The sequence below is a fragment of the Streptomyces sp. NPDC088785 genome, assembly GCF_044750685.1.
GTDB lineage: Bacteria > Actinomycetota > Actinomycetes > Streptomycetales > Streptomycetaceae > Streptomyces.
Genome location: NZ_JBIVKH010000003.1, coordinates 355786 through 374501, shown reverse-complemented (window position 1 = coordinate 374501; position 18716 = coordinate 355786). Strand labels below are relative to the sequence as shown.

At 73.8% G+C, this 18716-nt stretch carries 17 protein-coding genes; 4 read left to right on the top strand and 13 right to left on the bottom strand.

Annotated features, from left to right (window positions below):
* Nucleotide 1 precedes the first annotated feature (1 nt).
* Together ACIP5K_RS12305 and pdhA (ACIP5K_RS12300) are read right to left on the bottom strand one after the other, a co-directional pair.
* The gene (locus tag ACIP5K_RS12305) at nt 2–982 is read right to left on the bottom strand and encodes an alpha-ketoacid dehydrogenase subunit beta (RefSeq protein WP_401408243.1); all 981 of its coding nucleotides are present in this window, start codon (nt 980–982) and stop codon (nt 2–4) included.
* 1 nt (nt 983) lies between these two features.
* On the bottom strand, nt 984–2195 hold the full coding sequence (gene pdhA / locus ACIP5K_RS12300) for a pyruvate dehydrogenase (acetyl-transferring) E1 component subunit alpha (protein WP_401408241.1): 1212 nt from the start codon (nt 2193–2195) through the stop codon (nt 984–986).
* A gap of 383 nt (nt 2196–2578) precedes the next feature.
* Here pdhA (ACIP5K_RS12300) and ACIP5K_RS12295 point away from each other — a divergent pair, with 383 nt between their 5' ends.
* Both ACIP5K_RS12295 and ACIP5K_RS12290 read left to right on the top strand, forming a co-directional pair.
* Entirely contained in the window at nt 2579–3238 is a 660-nt protein-coding gene (locus ACIP5K_RS12295; protein ID WP_401408239.1) for a response regulator, read from the top strand.
* Between the two features lie 107 nt (nt 3239–3345).
* Nucleotides 3346–3801: a pyridoxamine 5'-phosphate oxidase family protein gene (locus tag ACIP5K_RS12290; RefSeq protein WP_401408237.1), complete on the top strand. Its 456-nt coding sequence runs from the start codon at nt 3346–3348 to the stop codon at nt 3799–3801.
* Between the two features lie 30 nt (nt 3802–3831).
* Here the strand turns inward: ACIP5K_RS12290 and ACIP5K_RS12285 are convergent, their stop codons facing one another.
* Together ACIP5K_RS12285 and ACIP5K_RS12280 are read right to left on the bottom strand one after the other, a co-directional pair.
* The gene (locus tag ACIP5K_RS12285) at nt 3832–5385 is read right to left on the bottom strand and encodes a protein kinase (RefSeq protein WP_401408235.1); all 1554 of its coding nucleotides are present in this window, start codon (nt 5383–5385) and stop codon (nt 3832–3834) included.
* A 408-nt stretch (nt 5386–5793) separates the two neighbouring features.
* The gene (locus ACIP5K_RS12280; RefSeq protein ID WP_401408987.1) at nt 5794–6345 is read right to left on the bottom strand and encodes a bacterial proteasome activator family protein; all 552 of its coding nucleotides are present in this window, start codon (nt 6343–6345) and stop codon (nt 5794–5796) included.
* A gap of 507 nt (nt 6346–6852) precedes the next feature.
* Between ACIP5K_RS12280 and ACIP5K_RS12275 the strand changes: the two genes are divergently transcribed.
* Entirely contained in the window at nt 6853–7047 is a 195-nt protein-coding gene (locus ACIP5K_RS12275) for a hypothetical protein (protein ID WP_401408233.1), read from the top strand.
* A 46-nt stretch (nt 7048–7093) separates the two neighbouring features.
* Here the strand turns inward: ACIP5K_RS12275 and ACIP5K_RS12270 are convergent, their stop codons facing one another.
* The 7 genes from ACIP5K_RS12270 to pdhA (ACIP5K_RS12240) all read right to left on the bottom strand — a co-directional run bounded on the left by ACIP5K_RS12270 (nt 7094) and on the right by pdhA (ACIP5K_RS12240) (nt 15782).
* Entirely contained in the window at nt 7094–8074 is a 981-nt protein-coding gene (locus ACIP5K_RS12270; protein ID WP_401408231.1) for an NAD(P)H-quinone oxidoreductase, read from the bottom strand.
* Between the two features lie 23 nt (nt 8075–8097).
* A complete protein-coding gene (locus ACIP5K_RS12265) occupies nt 8098–9189 on the bottom strand; it encodes a potassium channel family protein (RefSeq protein WP_401408229.1) in 1092 nt (363 codons plus the stop codon).
* 88 nt (nt 9190–9277) lie between these two features.
* Nucleotides 9278–10558 (bottom strand): molybdopterin molybdotransferase MoeA, encoded by a 1281-nt coding sequence (locus ACIP5K_RS12260; protein ID WP_401408227.1) that lies wholly within the window; start codon nt 10556–10558, stop codon nt 9278–9280.
* A gap of 596 nt (nt 10559–11154) precedes the next feature.
* Nucleotides 11155–12075, bottom strand: coding sequence for an NTP transferase domain-containing protein (locus tag ACIP5K_RS12255; RefSeq protein ID WP_401408225.1), 921 nt, complete (start codon nt 12073–12075; stop codon nt 11155–11157).
* Between the two features lie 58 nt (nt 12076–12133).
* On the bottom strand, nt 12134–13582 hold the full coding sequence (locus ACIP5K_RS12250) for a dihydrolipoamide acetyltransferase family protein (RefSeq protein WP_401408223.1): 1449 nt from the start codon (nt 13580–13582) through the stop codon (nt 12134–12136).
* Nucleotides 13583–13635: 53 nt separating this feature from the next.
* On the bottom strand, nt 13636–14646 hold the full coding sequence (locus ACIP5K_RS12245) for an alpha-ketoacid dehydrogenase subunit beta (RefSeq protein WP_401408221.1): 1011 nt from the start codon (nt 14644–14646) through the stop codon (nt 13636–13638).
* The gene (gene pdhA / locus ACIP5K_RS12240) at nt 14643–15782 is read right to left on the bottom strand and encodes a pyruvate dehydrogenase (acetyl-transferring) E1 component subunit alpha (RefSeq protein WP_401408219.1); all 1140 of its coding nucleotides are present in this window, start codon (nt 15780–15782) and stop codon (nt 14643–14645) included. Before pdhA (ACIP5K_RS12240) ends, ACIP5K_RS12245 begins: the two co-directional genes overlap by 4 nt.
* Nucleotides 15783–15955: 173 nt before the next feature.
* On the opposite strand from pdhA (ACIP5K_RS12240), the gene ACIP5K_RS12235 reads away from it, so the two are divergent.
* The gene (locus ACIP5K_RS12235) at nt 15956–16498 is read left to right on the top strand and encodes an Lrp/AsnC family transcriptional regulator (protein WP_401408217.1); all 543 of its coding nucleotides are present in this window, start codon (nt 15956–15958) and stop codon (nt 16496–16498) included.
* A gap of 7 nt (nt 16499–16505) precedes the next feature.
* On the opposite strand, the gene ACIP5K_RS12230 is transcribed toward ACIP5K_RS12235, so the two are convergent.
* The gene (locus ACIP5K_RS12230) at nt 16506–17096 is read right to left on the bottom strand and encodes a TetR/AcrR family transcriptional regulator (protein ID WP_401408215.1); all 591 of its coding nucleotides are present in this window, start codon (nt 17094–17096) and stop codon (nt 16506–16508) included.
* Nucleotides 17093–18601, bottom strand: a complete 1509-nt coding sequence (locus tag ACIP5K_RS12225) for a 3-hydroxyacyl-CoA dehydrogenase (protein WP_401408213.1) — start codon at nt 18599–18601, stop codon at nt 17093–17095. The genes ACIP5K_RS12230 and ACIP5K_RS12225 overlap by 4 nt, the downstream gene beginning before the upstream one ends.
* Nucleotides 18602–18716 lie beyond the last annotated feature (115 nt).

The window sequence follows — 18716 nt, the reverse complement described above, 5'->3', positions numbered from 1 at the left end:
CTCAGTACGCCAGCGAGCGGTCGACGGCGTCGAGCACCCGGTCGAGACCCGGCAGGTACTCCTCCTCCAGGCGCGCCGGCGGATACGGCGTGTGGTACCCGCCGACCCGCAGGACGGGCGCCTCCAGGTGGTAGAAGCACCGCTCGGTGATCCGGGCGGCGATCTCCGCGCCGGAGCCCAGGAACACCGGTGCCTCGTGCACGACCACCAGGTGCCGGGTCTTCTCCACCGACGCCTGCACGGTGTCGAAGTCCAGCGGGGAGATGGAGCGCAGGTCCAGGACCTCCAGGGAGGTGCCCTCCTCCGCCGCGGCCTCGGCGGCCTCCAGGCAGACCTTCACCATCGGCCCGTACGCGACGAGCGTCAGGTCGGTGCCCGCCCGGGCGACGGCGGCCCGGTGCAGGTGGGCAGGGACGGCCTCGGTGTCGACCTCGCCCTTGTCCCAGTAGCGGCGCTTGGGCTCGAAGAAGATCACCGGGTCGTCGCTCTGGATGGCCTGCTGGAGCATCCAGTACGCGTCGGACGCGTTCGACGGCGTGACCACCTTCAGGCCGGCCACGTGCGCGAACAGCGCCTCGGGCGACTCGCTGTGGTGCTCGACCGCGCCGATGCCGCCGCCGTAGGGGATGCGCACGACGACCGGCACCTTGACCTTGCCGAGCGCGCGGGCGTGCATCTTCGCGAGCTGCGTGACGATCTGGTCGTAGGCGGGGAAGACGAACCCGTCGAACTGGATCTCCACGACGGGCCGGTAGCCGCGCAGCGCCATGCCGATCGCGGTGCCGACGATGCCCGACTCGGCGAGCGGGGTGTCGATGACCCGGTCCTCGCCGAAGTCCTTCTGGAGCCCGTCGGTGACCCGGAAGACGCCGCCGAGCTTGCCGACGTCCTCGCCCATGACGAGGACCTTCGGGTCGTTCTCCAGCGCCGTGCGCAGGGATTCGTTGATCGCCTTGGCGATCGGGAGCTTCTGTACGGCCATCTCAGGCACCCTCTTCCGCGAACGATGCCTGGTAGGCGGCGAACTGGGCCCGCTCCTCGTCGACGAGCGCGTGCCCGTCCGCGTAGCCGTGCTCGAACATCGCCATCCGGTCCGGGTCCTTCATGCCGCGCACGGCCTCGCGCACCCGCCGGCCGAGCGTCTCGCTCTCGGTCTCCAGCTCCGCGAAGAACTCCGCGCCGGTGTCGGTGTGCTTCTCCAGGTAGGTGCGCAGGCGCAGGATCGGGTCCTTCGCCTCCCACGCGACGCGCTCCTCGTCGGCCCGGTACTTCGTCGGGTCGTCGGAGGTGGTGTGCGCGCCCATCCGGTACGTGAACGCCTCGACCAGCGTCGGGCCCTCGCCGTCCCGGGCCCGCTGGAGCGCCCACCGGGTCACGGCGAGGCAGGCGAGCACGTCGTTGCCGTCCACCCGGACGCCGGGGAATCCGTAGCCCTGCGCGCGCTGGTAGAGCGGCACCCGGGTCTGCTTCTCGGTCGGCTCGGAGATCGCCCACTGGTTGTTCTGGCAGAAGAACACCACCGGGGCGTTGTACACCGCGGAGAACGTGAAGGACTCCGCGACGTCGCCCTGGCTGCTGGCGCCGTCGCCGAAGTACGCGATCACGGCCGAGTCCGCGCCGTCCTTGGCGATGCCCATGGCGTAGCCGGTGGCGTGCAGCGTCTGCGAGCCGATGACGATCGTGTACAGGTGGAAGTTGTTGCTGTTCGGGTCCCAGCCGCCGTTGTTCACGCCGCGGAACATGCCGAGCAGGTTCTCCGGCTCGACCCCGCGGCACCAGGCGACGCCGTGCTCGCGGTAGGTCGGGAAGACGTAGTCGTCGTCGCGGGTCGCGCGCCCGGAGCCGACCTGGGCGGCCTCCTGGCCGAGCAGCGAGGGCCACAGGCCCAGCTCGCCCTGGCGCTGGAGCGTGACGGCCTCGGCGTCGAAGCGGCGGGCCATCACCATGTCGCGGTACAGGCCGCGCAGCGAGTCGTCGGTGATGTCGGCGACGTACTTGTCGTACACCGAGTGCTTGGGGTTCCTGACCCGCTCGCCCTCCGGGGTCAGCAGCTGGACCAGGTCCGGCTGCCCCTTGGCGGCCGCGGCCCTCCCGGGGGATTTCTTCGCGGTCCTGCCCGCTGCGGGCTTGCCCGCTGCGGTCCGCTTGCGCGGGGTGCGCGGTGCGCCAGTGCTGGCAGCACTGTCAACGGTCACGTGTGCTCCTCCGTCGGTCCGGCCCCCGGGATTGCCGGATGGCCAGTCGGCTCGGCTCGCCTGATCCGTCCACGCACGGGGTGGGTGCGAGGTTGTCGGAGACAGGCGCGACAAGTGCTCCGGCAAGCACCCTTCACCCAGCACGTTACCCAGTGGGGCACACATCTGCGAAACCCCATCTGACCTGCGATTTTGCTTGGATTTCCAAGTAAGTGCTTGATTGGATTTCCTAGTAACCGCACATCGGACGGAGCGCCGCAGGTCAACAGCTGTGCGACGGCACCTGGTATCAGCGTGGCAGGGGGCCGGAACACCGGCACGTTATCCCGCTCACCCCTAGGTCATCTAGAGCGCGGCACGAGTCCGTATGTGAGACTGACTCCGTGCGCGAAGACGGAAAAATCAAGGTATTTCTCCTCGACGACCACGAAGTGGTCCGCAGGGGCGTCCATGAGCTGCTCTCGGTGGAGGACGACATCGACGTCGTCGGCGAGGCCGGCACCGCGGCCGACGCGCTGGTGCGCATCCCCGCCACCCGGCCCGACGTCGCCGTCCTGGACGTGCGGCTGCCGGACGGCAGCGGGGTCGAGGTGTGCCGGGAGATCCGCTCCCAGGACGAGTCGATCAAGTGCCTCATGCTGACGTCGTTCGCGGACGACGAGGCCCTCTTCGACGCGATCATGGCCGGCGCCTCGGGGTACGTGCTGAAGGCCATCCGCGGCAACGAACTGCTGACGGCCGTGCGGGACGTCGCCGCGGGCAAGTCGCTGCTCGACCCCGTCGCGACCGCCCGGGTCCTGGAGCGGCTGCGCGACGGCGGCCGCAGCAAGGAGGACGACCGGCTCTCCGGCCTCACCGACCAGGAGCGCAGGATCCTGGACCTGATCGGCGAGGGCATGACCAACCGCGCGATCGGCGAGCGCCTCCATCTCGCCGAGAAGACGATCAAGAACTATGTCTCCAGCCTGCTGTCGAAGCTCGGCATGGAGCGCCGCTCGCAGGCGGCCGCGTACGTCGCCCGCATGCAGGCCGAGAAGCGCTGAGCGCGTCCGCTCCGCCCTGGCCGGGCCGCCCGGCCGGGACGTAGGTCCCCCGCGCGGGGGGCGGGCTCCTCTTCTGCGGCGCGGTGCGCGCGGCGCACAGTGGTGACATGCCCTCCCAGACGCAGCCGGACCTGGACCGCGGCTTCGAGCTCCTCTCCCGTGTTCCCTACGGGAGGGTCGCCACCAGCATGCGCGCCCTGCCCTTCCTCGCCGCCGCCCGCCACGTCGTGGCCGGGGGCAGCCTGCTGCTGCGCATGCACCGCGGCTACGAGTACCACCAGGCGTGCGTCGGCAGCGTCGTCGCGTACGGCGCGGACAACCTCGGCACCGAGCGGCCGGGCGAGCCGGGCCAGTGGTCGGTGCAGTGCGTCGGCACCTGCGAGCTGACCGAGCCCACCACCGCCGAACTGGAGCTCTTCGGATCCGCCCCGCACTTCGCGGACGGCGAGGTCTACGACCCGGTCTACCTGCGCGTCACCCCGCAGTTCATGACGGTGCACGAGCTGCGGGGCGGTTCGGCCGCGGTGGCGGGGCGGCCGGAGCCGCGCGTCCGCAGGCCCTGACGCGGTCGGGGAGGGCCTGCGGAGAGGGGATCAGGGGGACGCGGTCGGCGGGGTCGGCGTCGTGCCGCCGTTGCCCGCCGAGTTGCCCTCGGTGGTCCCGGCGTCCGTCCCGGCGTCGGTGCCGCCGTCCGACGTCCCGCCGTCCGTGCCGCCGTCGGTCCCGCCGTCCGTGCCGCCGTCGGTGCCACCGCCGCCGTTCGTGTTCGTCCCGCCGCCGTTGGTGGCGTCGGTCGGCGAGCCGGTGTCGGACGGGGCCTGGCTGGTCGGCTGCCGGGTGGTGGGGCGCTGCTGCGTCGGCTGCCGGGTGGGCTCCCCGGTGTAGCCGCCCGAGGTGTCCGTCCCGGTGTCCTCGGTGGTCGCCTCGTCCGACGGCTCCTTGGACTCCTTCTTCTCGGACTTGGTCGGCGTCGGCGACCGGTCCGTCCCACCGCCGCCGCCGTCCCCGCCGCTCTTGCTGAGCGCGAAGGCCACGCCGACCGCGATCGCGATGACCGCGAGCACGGCCACGATCCACAGCTTGCCGCGGCCGCCGCCCTTGTTGCCGCCGCCCTCGAAGCCGCCGTCGTCGCCCGGCGGGCGCAGCATCGGCTGGGCGGCCGTGCCGCTGTCGCCGGGGTGCGGCATGGCCGTGGTGGCCGCGACGCCCATCGCGGGGGTGCCGCCCTCGTGCACGCCGACCGGGCCGGTGTTCCAGGTGCCGGTGTGGCCGCCCTGCTCGTACAGCATCTGGAGCCCGTACTGGACGAGCCCGCGCATCTCCTCGGCCGTCTGGAACCGGTCGTCCGGGTCCTTGGCGAGGGAGCGCATGACGAGGCCGTCCAGCTCCGGCGGCACCGCGTCCGAGACCTCGGACGGCGGCACGGGGGAGTCCTGGACGTGCTGGTAGACGACGGACAGCGGCGTCTCACCGGTGAACGGGGGCCGCAGCGCGAGCAGTTCGTAGAGCAGGCAGCCGGTCGCGTAGAGGTCCGAGCGGTGGTCGACGGCCTTGCCGAGCGCCTGCTCGGGGGAGAGGTACTGGGGCGTGCCCATGACCATGCCGGTCTGCGTCATCGTCGACTGCGCGCCGTGCAGGGCGCGCGCGATGCCGAAGTCCATCACCTTCACCGCGCCGGTGTTGGTGATGATGACGTTCGCGGGCTTGATGTCGCGGTGCACGATGCCGTGCTGGTGCGAGTAGGCGAGCGCCTCAAGGACGCCGGAGACGATGATCAGGGCCTGCTCGGGGCCCGGCGCCTCCGCGTTCAGCAGCAGGTCGCGGATGGTGCGGCCCTCGACGATCTCCATGACGATGTACGGAACGGTCGAGCCGTTCACGTAGTCCTCGCCGGAGTCGTAGACCGCGACCACCGCGTGGTGGTTCAGGCCGGCGACCGACTGGGCCTCGCGCGTGAAGCGGGCCTTGGAGACCGGGTCCTCGGCGAGGTCGGCGCGGAGCAGCTTGACGGCGACGGTGCGGCCGAGACGCACGTCCTCGGCCGCGAACACCTCGGCCATGCCGCCCCGGCCGAGTCTGTGGGTCAGCCGGTACCGGCCGTCCCCGACGAGCCCGCCGTTGCCCCACATCTCCGGCGCATCTGACATACCGCCGCCAGCCGCCTCGGGGTCGGACGGGCCCTGAGCGCCTGCCTGTGCCATCGGTCCTCGCCGTCGTTTCTGTCCGTACTGCCGGATTCCTGCATCCCGTCGGAGTACGCGCGGTTGTGAATTACGGTCTCCGTCGCGGCCACGCTACAGGCTCCGGACACCGCCCCGGCCCGAGACGGACCGGACATCAAACCCGTTGGCGTGCAGGCCATGCAAATCGTGCGCGCCAATTCTGTGCAGGTCCGCTGACCACTGCCTTGCACAACGGTCACGTAAGGGGCATCACGGTTCGCCGCCCGGTGGTGAAGCTCACGCGGGGCGGTGACGGCACGGGGGACGGGCCCGGCCCGCGCGGGCGGCGCGGGCCGGGCCCGTCCTCCAGGCACCGATGGTCCAACCGATGGGCTACAGGTACGGGCCGCCCGACCGGCCGCCCGTGCGCGGGTCCTCGCCCTCGTCGCCGTCGCCACCGCCGCCGACGCCCGGCGGCAGCGCCCGGCGCATCTGCTCCAGCTGGGCCCGCGCCGCCATCTGCTGGGCGAACAGCGTGGTCTGGATGCCGTGGAACAGGCCCTCCAGCCACCCCACCAGCTGGGCCTGCGCGATCCTCAGCTCCGCGTCGGTCGGTGTCGCGCCGTCCGTGAAGGGCAGGGAGAGCCGCTCCAGCTCCTCGACCAGCTCCGGGGCGAGGCCGTCCTCCAGCTCCTTGACGGAGCTGGCGTGGATCTCCTTGAGCCGCTGCCGGCTCGCCTCGTCCAGCGGCGCGACGCGCACTTCCTCCAGCAGCTGCTTGATCATGCTGCCGATCCGCATCACCTTGGCGGGCTGTTCCACCATCTCCGTCACCGGGACCTCGCGGGAGCCGTCGTCTCCACCGCCGCCCAGAGCCATTCCGTCCTGGCCCACGACCAAGATCTGCGGGTTCTCCGGCGACTGTTCGTTCCTCGGCATCTCCATGCCGCCATTCTCTCGCACCGAACGCTCACATGACCGTGGTGCCCCCGATACCGGCTGATCCACCGCCCGCACGGGCCCCGAAATCCGGAGTGCCCGTTCCGTCCCGCTATGTGAGGCTTGGCCCAGGCATCGGGTGATCGGCCCCCGGGGCGGTACCGGGGCGCGCGTCGAAAGGGGCAGGCCATGCGACGGCTTCGACGGGCGGCGGCCACGACGGCCCTGCTGCTCGTGGCGCCAGGGGTGCTGGGGGGCCTGGGGGCGGCCGGACCGGCGGCCGGTGCCGGTGGCGTTGGCATTGGCGGTGGCGGTGGCGGTGGCGGTGGCGGTGGCATTGGCATTGGCGTTGACGCTGGCGGTGCTATTGGCGTTGCCGGTGCGGCCGTGCACGCCGGTCCCCACGCGCGTCCGGCGGAGCCCTCCCCGTACGGGTCGCTCGCCGGGTCCCGCGCGGGCGTCGGGCGCACGCCGCCGGGACGGGAGCTGCCCCCGCCGCGGGAGCCCGCGCGCGTGGCGCCGCCGCCCCCGTCCGAACCGGCCGCGACGACGCCCGCCGCACGCGACACCGAGCGGCCCGCAGCCGCCCGGCAGCCCGTCGTGCGGCGCGGGCCGGGCGGGCCGCTCGCCGATGTGCTGCCCCTGGGCGCGGGGCTGCTCCTGACCGGGCTCGGGCTCGGCTTCCTGGCGCTGCGCCTGCGCCGCTGACCGGCCCGGACCGCCCGGACGGATCCCGTACCGGTACCGGTACGGGCTACGCGGTCGTCAGCAGCACCTTGCCGATGTGGCCCGACTCCTCCAGGACCCGGTGGCCCTGCGCCGCGTCGCTCATCGGCAGCGACTGGTCCACGACCGGCCGCACGTGCCCGCCCTCGATCAGCGGCCACACGTGCTCGCGCACCGCCGCCACGACGGCCGCCTTCTCGGCGAGCGGGCGGGCCCGCAGCGTGGTCGCCGTGATGGCGCCGCGCTTGCCGAGCAGCGCCGCGATGTTCAGCTCGCCCTGGACGCCGCCCTGCATGCCGATGATGGCGAGCCGCCCGTTGACGGCGAGGGCGTCCACGTTGCGGTTCAGGTACTTGGCGCCCATGTTGTCGAGGATGACGTCCGCCCCGGCGCCGTCCGTGGCGTTCTTGATCTCCTCGACGAAGTCCTGCTCGCGGTAGTTCACCAGGATGTCCGCGCCCAGCTCGGCGCAGAAGTCCAGCTTCGCCCTGGTGCCCGCGGTGACCGCGACCTTGGCGCCGACGGCCTTCGCCAGCTGGATCGCCATGGTGCCGATGCCGCTGGACCCGCCGTGCACCAGGAAGGTCTCTCCCGGGCGCAGGTGGGCGATCATGAAGACGTTCGACCAGACGGTGCAGGTCACCTCGGGCAGCGCGGCGGCCGTGACGAGGTCGATGCCGCGGGGCACCGGCAGCAGCTGCCCGGCGGGCACGACGACCTTCTCGGCGTAGCCGCCGCCGACGAGCAGCGCGCACACCTCGTCGCCGACCGACCAGCCGCCGACCCCGGAGCCGACCGCCGTGATCCGCCCCGCGCACTCCAGGCCGGGGTACGGCGAGGAGCCGGGCGGCGGGGTGTAGAAACCCTGCCGCTGGAGCAGGTCGGCGCGGTTGACGGCGCTGGCGACGACCTCGACGAGGACCTCCCCCTCGCCCGGCACGGGGTCGGGGACCTCCGTCCAGACGAGTGCCTCGGGTCCGCCGGGTTCCGCAATCGTGATCGCATACATGGCCGCGAGGCTACTCCCGTCGCCTACGGCAACGGCTTCGTGTCGGGCACCACCTGCCGGGTGGGTGTGACGCGCGCGATGGTGATCAGCCGGTCGGTGAGCTGGAGCGTGCCGACCGCCGGATCGTCGTAGCCGAGCACGCGGTGCCCGCGCACGACGCTGACCACCAGGTCGTCGGTGTCCCGCGGCTTCAGCCCGACCTCGGACTTGGTCACCGTGCGCTCGACCAGGTCGAGGCCGCTGCCCTTCTGGATCAGGTCCTCCATGACCATGCCCGCGTGCGGGCTGAGCACCGACAGACCGAGCAGCCGACCCGCCGCGCTGGCGCTGGTGATGACGGCGTCGGCGCCCGACTGGCGCAGCAGCGGCGCGTTCTCCTCCTCGCGCACACAGGCGACGATCTTCGCGGCCCGGTTCAGCTGCCGGGCCGTCAGCGTGACCAGCACCGCGGTGTCGTCGCGCTGCGTGGCGATGATGATCTTCCGGGCGCGCTGCACCTCGGCCCGGAGCAGCACGCTGCTGCGGGTCGCGTCGCCGGTGACGCCCGCGTAGCCGAGCGCGTTGGCGGCCTCGATGGCCTTGGCGCTGGGGTCGACCACCACGACCTGTTCAGGCTTCAGACCGGTGGCGCAGACCGTCTCCACGGCGCTGCGGCCCTTGGTTCCGAAGCCGACGACGACGACGTGGTCACGCAAGGTGGACCTCCAGCGGTTCAGGCGCCATTCCTCCCGGGTCCGTTCGGTGAGGACTTCCAGCGTCGTGCCGACCAGAATGATCAGGAAGAGCACGCGCAGCGGCGTGATGACGAAGATGTTGACGAGGCGGGCGGCGTCACTGACCGGCACGATGTCGCCGTAGCCGGTGGTGGAGAGGGTGACGGTCGCGTAGTAGAAGGAGTCGAGGAGGTCGACCTTGCCGTCGGACGTGTCGTTGTAGCCGCTGCGATCGCCCCACACGATCAGCGCGGTGGCGACCAGTACGGTCAGCGCCATCAGGACACGGCGGGCGACCTGGCGCAGCGGCCGCTCGACGACCCGCCGCGGCAGTTTCACCCGGTAGGTCGTCGTGCGCTCGTCCGCTTGGCGCGCCATGGCGTCATGGCCGGCCAGTTTCACGTGAAACACCCTTCTTCCGCGCGCGAGTTGAGGGCCCCGCCGGTGCGGGGCCCGGATATGTGGGCATCGACGGCGCGGGACCCGGCGGTCATCGTGACCCCCAGGACCACGGCAGGTCGAGGATCTCGACCTCCTGGCCCTCCTTGGCGCCGCCGACCGGGATCACCGCGAGGGCGTCGGCGGCGGCGATGCCGCGCAGCATGGCCGGGCCGTTGTAGCGCAGCGGCACCGCCCAGTCGTGCCCGCTGCCCTCGTCCTGCCGGACGACGACGGGGACCAGCCGGGTGTCGCCGGGGTGCCCGGGGACGGTGGTGTGCAGCGGCGCGCTGTACGGCTCGGTGTGCGCGCCCTGGCCGGACAGCTCCCGCAGCAGCGGTTCGGCGAGGGTGAGCAGCCCCGAGACGGCCGCGAGCGGGTTGCCGGGCAGGCCCACGAGGTGCTGCCCCTCCGAGAGGCGGGCGAGCAGCATCGGGTGGCCGGGGCGGACCGCGACCCCGCTCACGAGGAGTTCGGCGCCGACGGCGCGCAGGGTGGGGTGGACGTGGTCCACGGGGCCCGAGGCCGTGCCGCCGGTCGTGACGACGAGGTCGGCGGTGGACTTCCGCACCGCCTTGAGCAGCGCCTTCGCGTCGTCGCCGAGCCTGCGCACGGCCGTCACCTCGGCGCCGAGCGCGCGCAGCCAGTGCGGCAGCATCGGACCGAGCGCGTCCCGGATCAGGCCGTCGCGGGGCCGCCCCGAGGTCAGCAGCTCGTCGCCCAGGACGAGGACGTCGACCCGGGGCCGGGGCACGACGACCAGTTCGTCGTAGCCGGCGGCGGCCGCCAGGCCGAGGACCGCAGGGGTGACGACCGAGCCCGCGGGCAGCAGCGGCTCACCGCCGCGGCACTCCTGGCCGCGCGGCCGGATGTCCTGCCCGTGCGTGACGTCGCGCAACGGGTGCAGCCGGCCCTGCGCGTCCAGGTGGCCGTGCTCGGAGCGGATGACGGCGGTGGTGTCCGACGGGATCCGGGCGCCGGTCGCGACCGGCGCCGCCTCCCCGTCGGACAGCCGGGGCGGCAGCCCGTGTCCGGCGAGGATGCCGTCGTGCCGGACGTCCCAGGGGCCCGGTCCGGCCACGACCCAGCCGTCCATGGCGGACGTGTCGAAGGACGGCAGGTCGCTCAGGGCGGCGAGCGGCGCGGCGAGCACCAGCCCGAGCGCCCGGTCGAGCGGGGTGCTGGTGGCGCCGGGCGGCACCGGCGCGGCCTCGGCGCCGGGCGCCGGAGGCGGCAGGGGGGTGACGAACGGCAGCCCGGGCAGCGGCAGTTGGTTCTCGTCCACGGGGACGGGCGCGACGGCGTCGAGCGCGTCGACCGCGCTCGCCGGCACGGTGGTGGTGAGGCGGAGGCCGTCGGCACGCGCGTCTGCGGTACGGGGATCTGCCGTACGGGCGTCTGCCGTACGGGCGTCTGGCGTACGGGCGTCTGCCGTACGGGCGTCTGCTGTACGGGGTTCTGCCGTTCGGGGTTCTGCCGTACCGGCGTCTTTCGTGCGGGGGTCTTTCGTGCGGGGGTGGCCGGGTGCCTGGTGCCGGGCGGCGCGGGTCCGGTGCTCGACGGCCGACCGGCCCGCCCGGGCGGCGCTGCGGCGGGCCTCGGACCAGGACGTCGGCTCGCCCTGGCCGTGCGGGCCGGGCGCGGTCTGGGCGCCCGGTGCCGCGGACCGCGGGTCGCGCTCCGGGCCGACCGGGGCGGAGGCCCGCCCGGAGCGCGCGGAGGCGGGGGGTGCGGGGGAGGTGGGGGATGCGGAAGTCGTGCGGGTGCCGGACGTGGTGGGAGCGGCAGAGGTGGTGGGGGTGGGGGCCGGGTCCGGGGCCGGGGAGTCGCCGGGCCGGGGGCCGCTCCGGCCGCCGTTGGCCAGGGCGAGCGCCTCTTCGACGTCGCTGTCCAGCGGGTCGGCGTGCGCGGCGCGCGCGTGCGGCCCGCTCACGGCGCGTCGCCGGGCTCGGCGTCCGCCGCGGCGGCCTCCTCGGCCCACCGGCCGGCGAGCGCGGCGGCCTTGGCGGCGGCCGCGGCCACGGCTTCGGGGCCGCCGCCCGCCCGGCCGGCCGCGTATCCGACGAGGAACGTCGTCAGCGGTGCCGCGGGGCGCGCGACCCCGTGCGCGGCGTCACGGGCGAGGTCGAGCAGGACGCCGGTGTCGACGTCCAGGTCGATGCCCAGTTCGTCCTTGGCTGCGGAGATCCATTCATCCAACACGTGCCCATGCTCCCTGATCCGTGATCGGGCGGCGGCGATGTCGTCCCAGGTGTCGCAGTCGAAGGAGGCGGCGGGAGCGACGGGGTCCGCGCGGCGGGCGAGGCGCAGACCCTGGGTGAGGCGGCGCAACGGCAGCCCCGTGAGCGCCCCGTGTTCCCGCGTCAGGTCCGCCAGGGCACGGCGCAGCGCCGCCACCCGATAGGCGGCGACGAGCGGCTGGTCCCGGCCCTCGCCGTCGGTCAGCAGCGCCCCCTCGGCCTGCTGCCCGGCGAGCGTGTCGAGCAGCAGCCGCACGGTGCGCGGCTCCAGGAAGGGCAGATCGGCGGAGAGCACGACGACCGTGTCCGGCCGGGGCTCCGGCGCACCGTCGAGGGCCCGGACCCCCGCTCCCAGCGCGGCGAGCGGCCCGCCGCCCGGCGGTTCCTCGCGGGCCCAGCCCACCGGGCGCGCGGTCGGCCGGGGCGCGGCCACGACGACGGTGTGCCGGGCCCCGGCGCAGGCGGCGAGGACCCGGTCCAGCAGAGCCCGCCCACCGACCCGCACCCCGGGCTTGTCGGCGCCGCCGAGCCGGCGCGCGGCGCCGCCCGCGAGCACGACGGCGTCGTACGCGGGCGCGCCGCGGCGGCCGGGCGGGTCGGCTTCGGTCATCCCCCGAGTATGGGCGCAGAACCGATCATTGCCACCCCGCGAAGCCCGGGCCGACGGGTCAGAGGGTGCGCAGCAGCACCGCCGGCTGTTCCACGCAGTCCGCCACGTACCGCAGGAAGCCGCCCGCCGTGCCGCCGTCGCAGACGCGGTGGTCGAAGGTGAGGGAGAGCTGGACGACCTGGCGGACCGCCAGTTCCCCTCCGTGCACCCAGGGTTTGGCCGCGATCCGGCCGACGCCGAGCATGGCCGCCTCGGGGTGGTTGATGATCGGCGTGGAGCCGTCGACCCCGAACACCCCGTAGTTGTTCAACGTGAAGGTGCCGCCGGTGAGTTCCCCGGGGGTCAGGGTCCCGGTCCTGGACTTCTCGGTGAGCCGCGCGAACTCGGCGCTCAGCGACTCGGCGCCGCGCGTGTGCGCGTCCCGGACGACGGGGACGACGAGGCCGCGCTCGGTCTGCGCGGCGAACCCGAGGTGCACCCCGTCCAGCCGGACGATCTCGCGGCGCTCCGTGTCCACCGTCGCGTTCAGCTCCGGATAGCGGGTCAGGGCCGCCGTGCAGATCCGGGCGAACAACGCCAGCACGGAGATCTTCGGCCCGGCGGACGGCCCGGTCGCCGCGTTCATCGCGGCGCGCGCGTGCAGCAGTTCCGTGGCGTCGGCGTCCACCCAGCAGGTGGCGTCGGGTATCTCGGTACGGCTGCGGGACAGCTTGTCGGCGATGGCCCCGCGGATGCCGCGCAGCGGGGTGCGATGCCCCTGGGCGGCCGATCCCGACGCCGCGTCGGCCGGGGCGGCCGGGGTGACGGTGACGGCCGGGGCCGCGGGGGCGACCGTGACGACCGGTGCGGCGGTGGCGGCCGGGGCCGCCGTGCGTTCGGCCATCGCCCGCTCCACGTCCGAGCGCAGGATGAGCCCGTCCCGTCCCGAACCGGTCAACCGCCCCAGGTCGAGGCCGTTCTCCCGCGCCAGCCTGCGCACGAGCGGCGAGATCACGGCGACCGGGCCCGCGGGCCGCCGGAGGCCGCCCGCGGCCTCCGCCGGCTCGGGCGCCCCCTGGGCCGCCGGGGGGCGGACCCGCCTGCGCCGGGCGGGCGCGGCGCTGGTCCCGTACCCCACCAGCACGTTCCCCGACGCGGCGGACTTCTCCGCGGGCGCGGCGGCCGGTGCGGGCGCGGCGGCCGGTGCGGTTCCGCCGTGCGCGGCACCCGCGGCCCCGGCACCCGCGTCCTCGGCGCCCTCGTCCTCTGCACCCGCGTTCTCTGCGCCGACGGCGACCGTGATCAGCGCGGCGCCGACGGGCAGCTCGGACCCCTCGTCGCCGAAGCGGGCGGTCACCACGCCCCCGTAGGGACACGGCACCTCGACCATCGCCTTGGCGGTCTCCACCTCCACCACCGGCTGGTCGACGGCGACCACGTCACCGACGCTCACCAGCCAGCTCACGATCGTCGCCTCGGTCAGACCCTCCCCGAGGTCGGGCAGCTTGAACTCCAGCACCTGCGCCATCAGCCCACCGTCCCTCACCGGACCCCTCGCCGGCCCTGTCACGGGTCCCATGTTCACTGGTCCCACTGCAATCGCGCCACCGCGTCGAGCACACGGTCCACTCCGGGCAGGTGGTGCCGCTCCAGCATCGGCGGCGGATACGGGATGTCGAACCCGGCCACCCGCAGCACCGGCGCCTGGAGGTGGTGGAAGCACCGCTCGCCGATCCGGGCGGCGATCTCCCCGCCGGGGCCGCCGAAACCGGTCGACTCGTGGACCACGACCGCGCGCCCGGTGCGCCGCACGGACGCGGTCACCGTGGCGTCGTCGAACGGCACCAGCGAGCGCAGGTCGATCACTTCGAGGTCCCAGCCCTCCGCCACGGCCGCCTCGGCCGCCTCCAGGCAGACGGGCAGCGACGGCCCGTACGTGATCAGCGTGGCGCCCGTCCCCGGCCGCCTGACCACCGCGGTGCCCATCGGCGCGACGTCCGCCGGCCGCTCGGGGTCCCAGGCGTCCTTGCTCCAGTACAGCCGCTTGGGCTCCAGGAACACCACCGGGTCGTCCGAGGCGATCGACTGCCGCAGCAGGCCGTACGCGTCCGCGACCGTGGCCGGGGTGACGACGGTCAGCCCGGGCGTCGCCATGTAGTACGCCTCGGAGGAGTCGCTGTGGTGCTCGACGCCGCCGATGCCACCGCCGTAGGGGATGCGCACGGTGAGCGGCATCGGCAGCGCGCCGCGCGTGCGGTTGCGCATGCGCGCGACGTGCGAGACCAGCTGCTCGAAGGCGGGGTACGCGAACGCGTCGAACTGCATCTCCACGACCGGCCGCAGCCCGTACATCGCCATGCCCACGGCGGTGCCGAGGATGCCCGCCTCGGCGAGCGGCGTGTCGGTGCAGCGGTCCTCGCCGAACTCGGCGGCGAGCCCGTCGGTGATCCGGAAGACGCCGCCCAGGGTGCCCACGTCCTCGCCCATGACGTGCACGGTGGGGTCCTCGGCCATGGCGTCGCGCAGGGCGCGGCCGAGCGCCTGGGCCATGGTGGCGGGCTTGGCCGCGGGCGGCCTCGCGACCGTGGTCATGCCCGGTCCCCCTCGGCCTCGGCGTCGAGCTCGGCCCGCAGCTGGGCGGCCTGCTCGCGCAGGTGCGTGGTCCCCTCGGCGTACACGTCGCCGAACAGGTCCATCGGGTCGAGCTCCGGGTCCTGGTTCATGCGCTCGCGCAGCCCGGCCGCCATGGCCTCCGCGTCGTCGCGCACGGCCCGCACACCCGCCTCGTCGATGAGCCCGCGCGCGGTCAGCTCCCGCTCCAGCAGGAGCACCGGGTCGTGCGCCCGCCAGGTCTCGACCTCGGCGTCGGTGCGGTAGCGGGTCGCGTCGTCGGCGTTGGTGTGCGCGTCCATGCGGTACGTGACGGCCTCGACCAGGGTCGGGCCGCCTCCCTCACGCGCGCGGGCGACCGCGTCGCCGAGCACCTCGAACATCGCCACCGCGTCGTTGCCGTCGACCAGGCGGCCCGGCATCCCGTACCCGACGGCCTTGTGGGCCAGGGTGGGCGCCGCGGTCTGCTTGGCCAGCGGCACGGAGATGGCGAACCCGTTGTTCTGGACGAGGAAGACCACCGGGGCCCGCCAGACGGCGGCGAAGTTCAGCGCCTCGTGGAAGTCGCCCTCGCTGGTGCCGCCGTCGCCCACCATGGCGAGCGCCACCACGTCGTCGCCCTTGAGGCGGGCCGCGTGGGCGAGTCCCACGGCGTGCGGCAGCTGGGTCGCGAGCGGCGTCGACAGCGGGGCGATGCGGTGCTCGCGCGGGTCGTACCCGGTGTGCCAGTCGCCCCGCAGCAGGGTGAGCGCCTGCACGGGGTCGAGGCCCCGGGCGACGGCGGCGAGGGTGTCGCGGTAGCTGGGGAAGAGCCAGTCGCGCTCCTGGAGGACGAGCGCGGCGGCCACCTCACTGGCCTCCTGCCCGGTCGTGGAGGGGTACACGGCGAGGCGGCCCTGCCGGGTCAGGGCGGTCGCCTGCGCGTTGTACCGGCGGCCGTGCACCACCTGCGCGTACAGCCGGCGCAGCAGCTCCGGATCGGCCTGCGCGGCGGCGTCGGTGCCCAGGACCCGGTACGGCTCCGCGTCCGGCAGCAGCGGCGCCGGGTCCGTGCGGGGCTGCCAGGCGGGCGGCGGAACGGGCTCGGCGCGGGTGTCCCGCTGTTCCATCACCGTCATGACGACACCTCCTCGTGGGAGCGGTTCGCGGGCGCGTCGGGTGCGACCCGCCTCACCTACCGATTGTTCGGTCGTCGGCACATTTTGGCTACAGGCCCCTCAAGGCTGTGGACAAACGGTTCTCCACAGCCTGAGATGAATGCAGTACGTCCATGGTAGGGAGGCGGGGGCACATGGCATCTGAACAAATGGCCGACGGCGACGCGACCCGCCCCCTGGACGCCATCGACCGCGCCATCCTCCAGATGCTGCGGACCGACGGACGGGCCTCGATACGCTCCGTGGCCGAGCGCGTCCACGTGTCGCGGGCGAACGCGTATGCGCGGATCAACCGCCTCATCGAGGACGGGGTGATCCGCGGCTTCGGCGCCCGCGTCGACCACGAGCGGGCCGGCCAGGGCGCGTCCGCGTACATCACGCTCAAGATCGTCCAGAACACCTGGCGCACGGTCCGCGACGAGCTGCGCCGGATGCCGGAGGCCGCGCACATCGCCCTGGTCAGCGGCGACTTCGACGTCCTGATCCTGGTGCACACGCGCGACAACCGCGCGCTGCGCGAACTGGTCCTCACCAAGCTCCAGGCCATTCCCGAGGTGCTCAGCACCCGCACCCTGCTGGTCTTCGAGGAGGAGACCCTCGGCATGGGCGACGCGGGCGGCCCGGGGTCCGCGGCGGAGCCGGGCGGCGCCGGGAACCCGGGCCCGGCGGACGCCTGAGGCCCGCTCAGCCCTCTTCGCGCAGCCCTTGGAAGACCAGCTTGGCGACGGCCTCGGCCACCTCTGCGCTGTCCAGCTCGCCGCGGCCGGGCCGGTACCACTCCACGACAGAGTTGATCATGCCGAAGACGAGCCGGGTGGCGAGCCGCACGTCGATGTCGCCGCGCACGTCCCCGTCGGCGGCGGCGGCCGTCAGCAGCTCCGCGACCTGGTGGTCGAACTCCCGGCGCCGCTCCATGGCCCACCGCTCGGTGGCGGTGTTGCCGCGCACCCGCAGCAGCAGGGTCACGTAGGGCAGTTCGGCGGTCAGCACCTCGACCATGCGCCGGGTGACGTGCTCCAGGCGCTCGACCGCGCGGCCCACGCGCGCGGGTTCCTCGTCGAGGATCCCGAAGAGCCCGTCGAGCGCCCGGCTGACGGCCCGGCGCAGCAGCTCCTCCTTGCCCGACACGTGGTGGTAGATCGACGACTTGGAGATGCCGGCCGCCCTGGACAGGTGCTCCATGGACGTGCCGTCGTAGCCGCGCTCGTTGAAGACGGTCACGGCGACCGCGAGCAGGGACTGCGGGGTGTAGGTGTCACGCCGTGCTGTGGTCACGCGGAGCCCTCCCACTTCTTGGGGTCGTACGAGTGCCTGAGCAGGGCGAAGGACGGCGCGCAGCGGCCGGACGCGTCCCGCTCGTGCAGTTCCTCCAGCAGCCCGCAGGCCCAGTTCCGGCCGAGGCGGCGACTCCACTCGAAGGGGCCGAGGGGGTAGTTGACGCCGAGCCGCATCGCGGTGTCGATGTCCTCCGCGGTGGCCACCCCGCGCGCGAGGGCGTCGTGCGCGAGGTCGATGATCCGGGCGACCGTGCGGGCGACGATCATGCCGGGCACGTCCCCGATGACGCTGACCTCCTTGCCGAGCGCCTGGAAGAGCCCCACGGCCTCGCGCAGGGTGCGCGGATTGCCGTCCTGGCAGGCGGCGAGGGCGATGCGGGTCGCGGAGCGGTAGTCGTGCGCGAGGTCGAAGTAGACGACGTCCCGGAACTCGACGGACGTCTGCCCGTCCGCCTGGACGAGCTGGCCGCCGCCGGGCAGCACGATGCGGGTGCCCTTGTCCTCGTCCTCCTGCGTGACCTCGATGCCCGCCTCGCGCATCATCGCGATCAGCTCGCCCGCGTTGTCCAGGTCCCCCTCGACCGTCACGCGCGCGGGCGGGTCCGCCGGGGCGGCGGTGTGCGGTTCGGGCCGCTCCTCGCCGTCCCCGTACGCGTACCAGCCCTGTCCCGTCTTGATCCCGAGCCGCCCGGCCTCGACGAGCCGGCGCTGGGACAGCGAGGGGCGGAACTTCGCGTCCTGGAAGAAGCCCTCCCACACGGAGCGGGTGACCGCCTCGTTCACGTCCTGGCCGATGAGGTCGGTCAGCTCGAAGGCGCCCATCCTGAAGCCGCCGCTCTCGCGCAGCACCGCGTCGATGGTGGCGGGGTCGGCGCCCTGCTCCTCGTGGACCGCGAACGCCTCCGCGTAGAAGGGCCGCGCGATCCGGTTCACCAGGAAGCCCGGGGTGTCGGCGCAGGCCACCGGGGTCTTGCCCCAGGCGCGGGCGGTCTCGTACGCGCGCGTGGCCGCCGTGACGTCCGTGGCGTAGCCGGAGACGACCTCCACCAGGGGCATCAGCGGCGCCGGGTTGAAGAAGTGCAGTCCGACGAAGCGGCCGGGCACGCGCAGCGCGCCGCCGATCGCCGTCACGGACAGGGACGAGGTGTTCGTGGCGAGGAGGCAGTCGTCGGTGACGATGTCCTCCAGCTCGCGCAACAGCTCCTGCTTGACGTCCAGTCGCTCCAGGACGGCCTCGACGACGAGGGCCGCGGGGGCCAGCTCGTGGAGGGTCTGCGCGGGCTCCAGGCGGGCGACGGCGAGCGCGCGCTCCTCGGCGCTCATCCGCCCCTTCGTGACGAGCCGGTCCAGGCGCGCGACGATCGCGTCGGCGGCTGCGCCGGCCCGGCCCGGCACGGCGTCGTAGAGCCGGACGGGATGGCCCGCGGTGAGCGCGACCTGGGCGATGCCCTGACCCATGGTGCCGGTGCCGACCACGCCGACGAGGCGGTCATGTGCAGTCATGGCGAGATCCTCCCGCACAGGCGTCCGCCCCGGGGCCCCGGGGCTTTATGGAGGGGTTTTCCACAGCTTCTCCCCGCCCCCTTGTCCCGACCGATCGTTCGGTTACTCTAGCTCC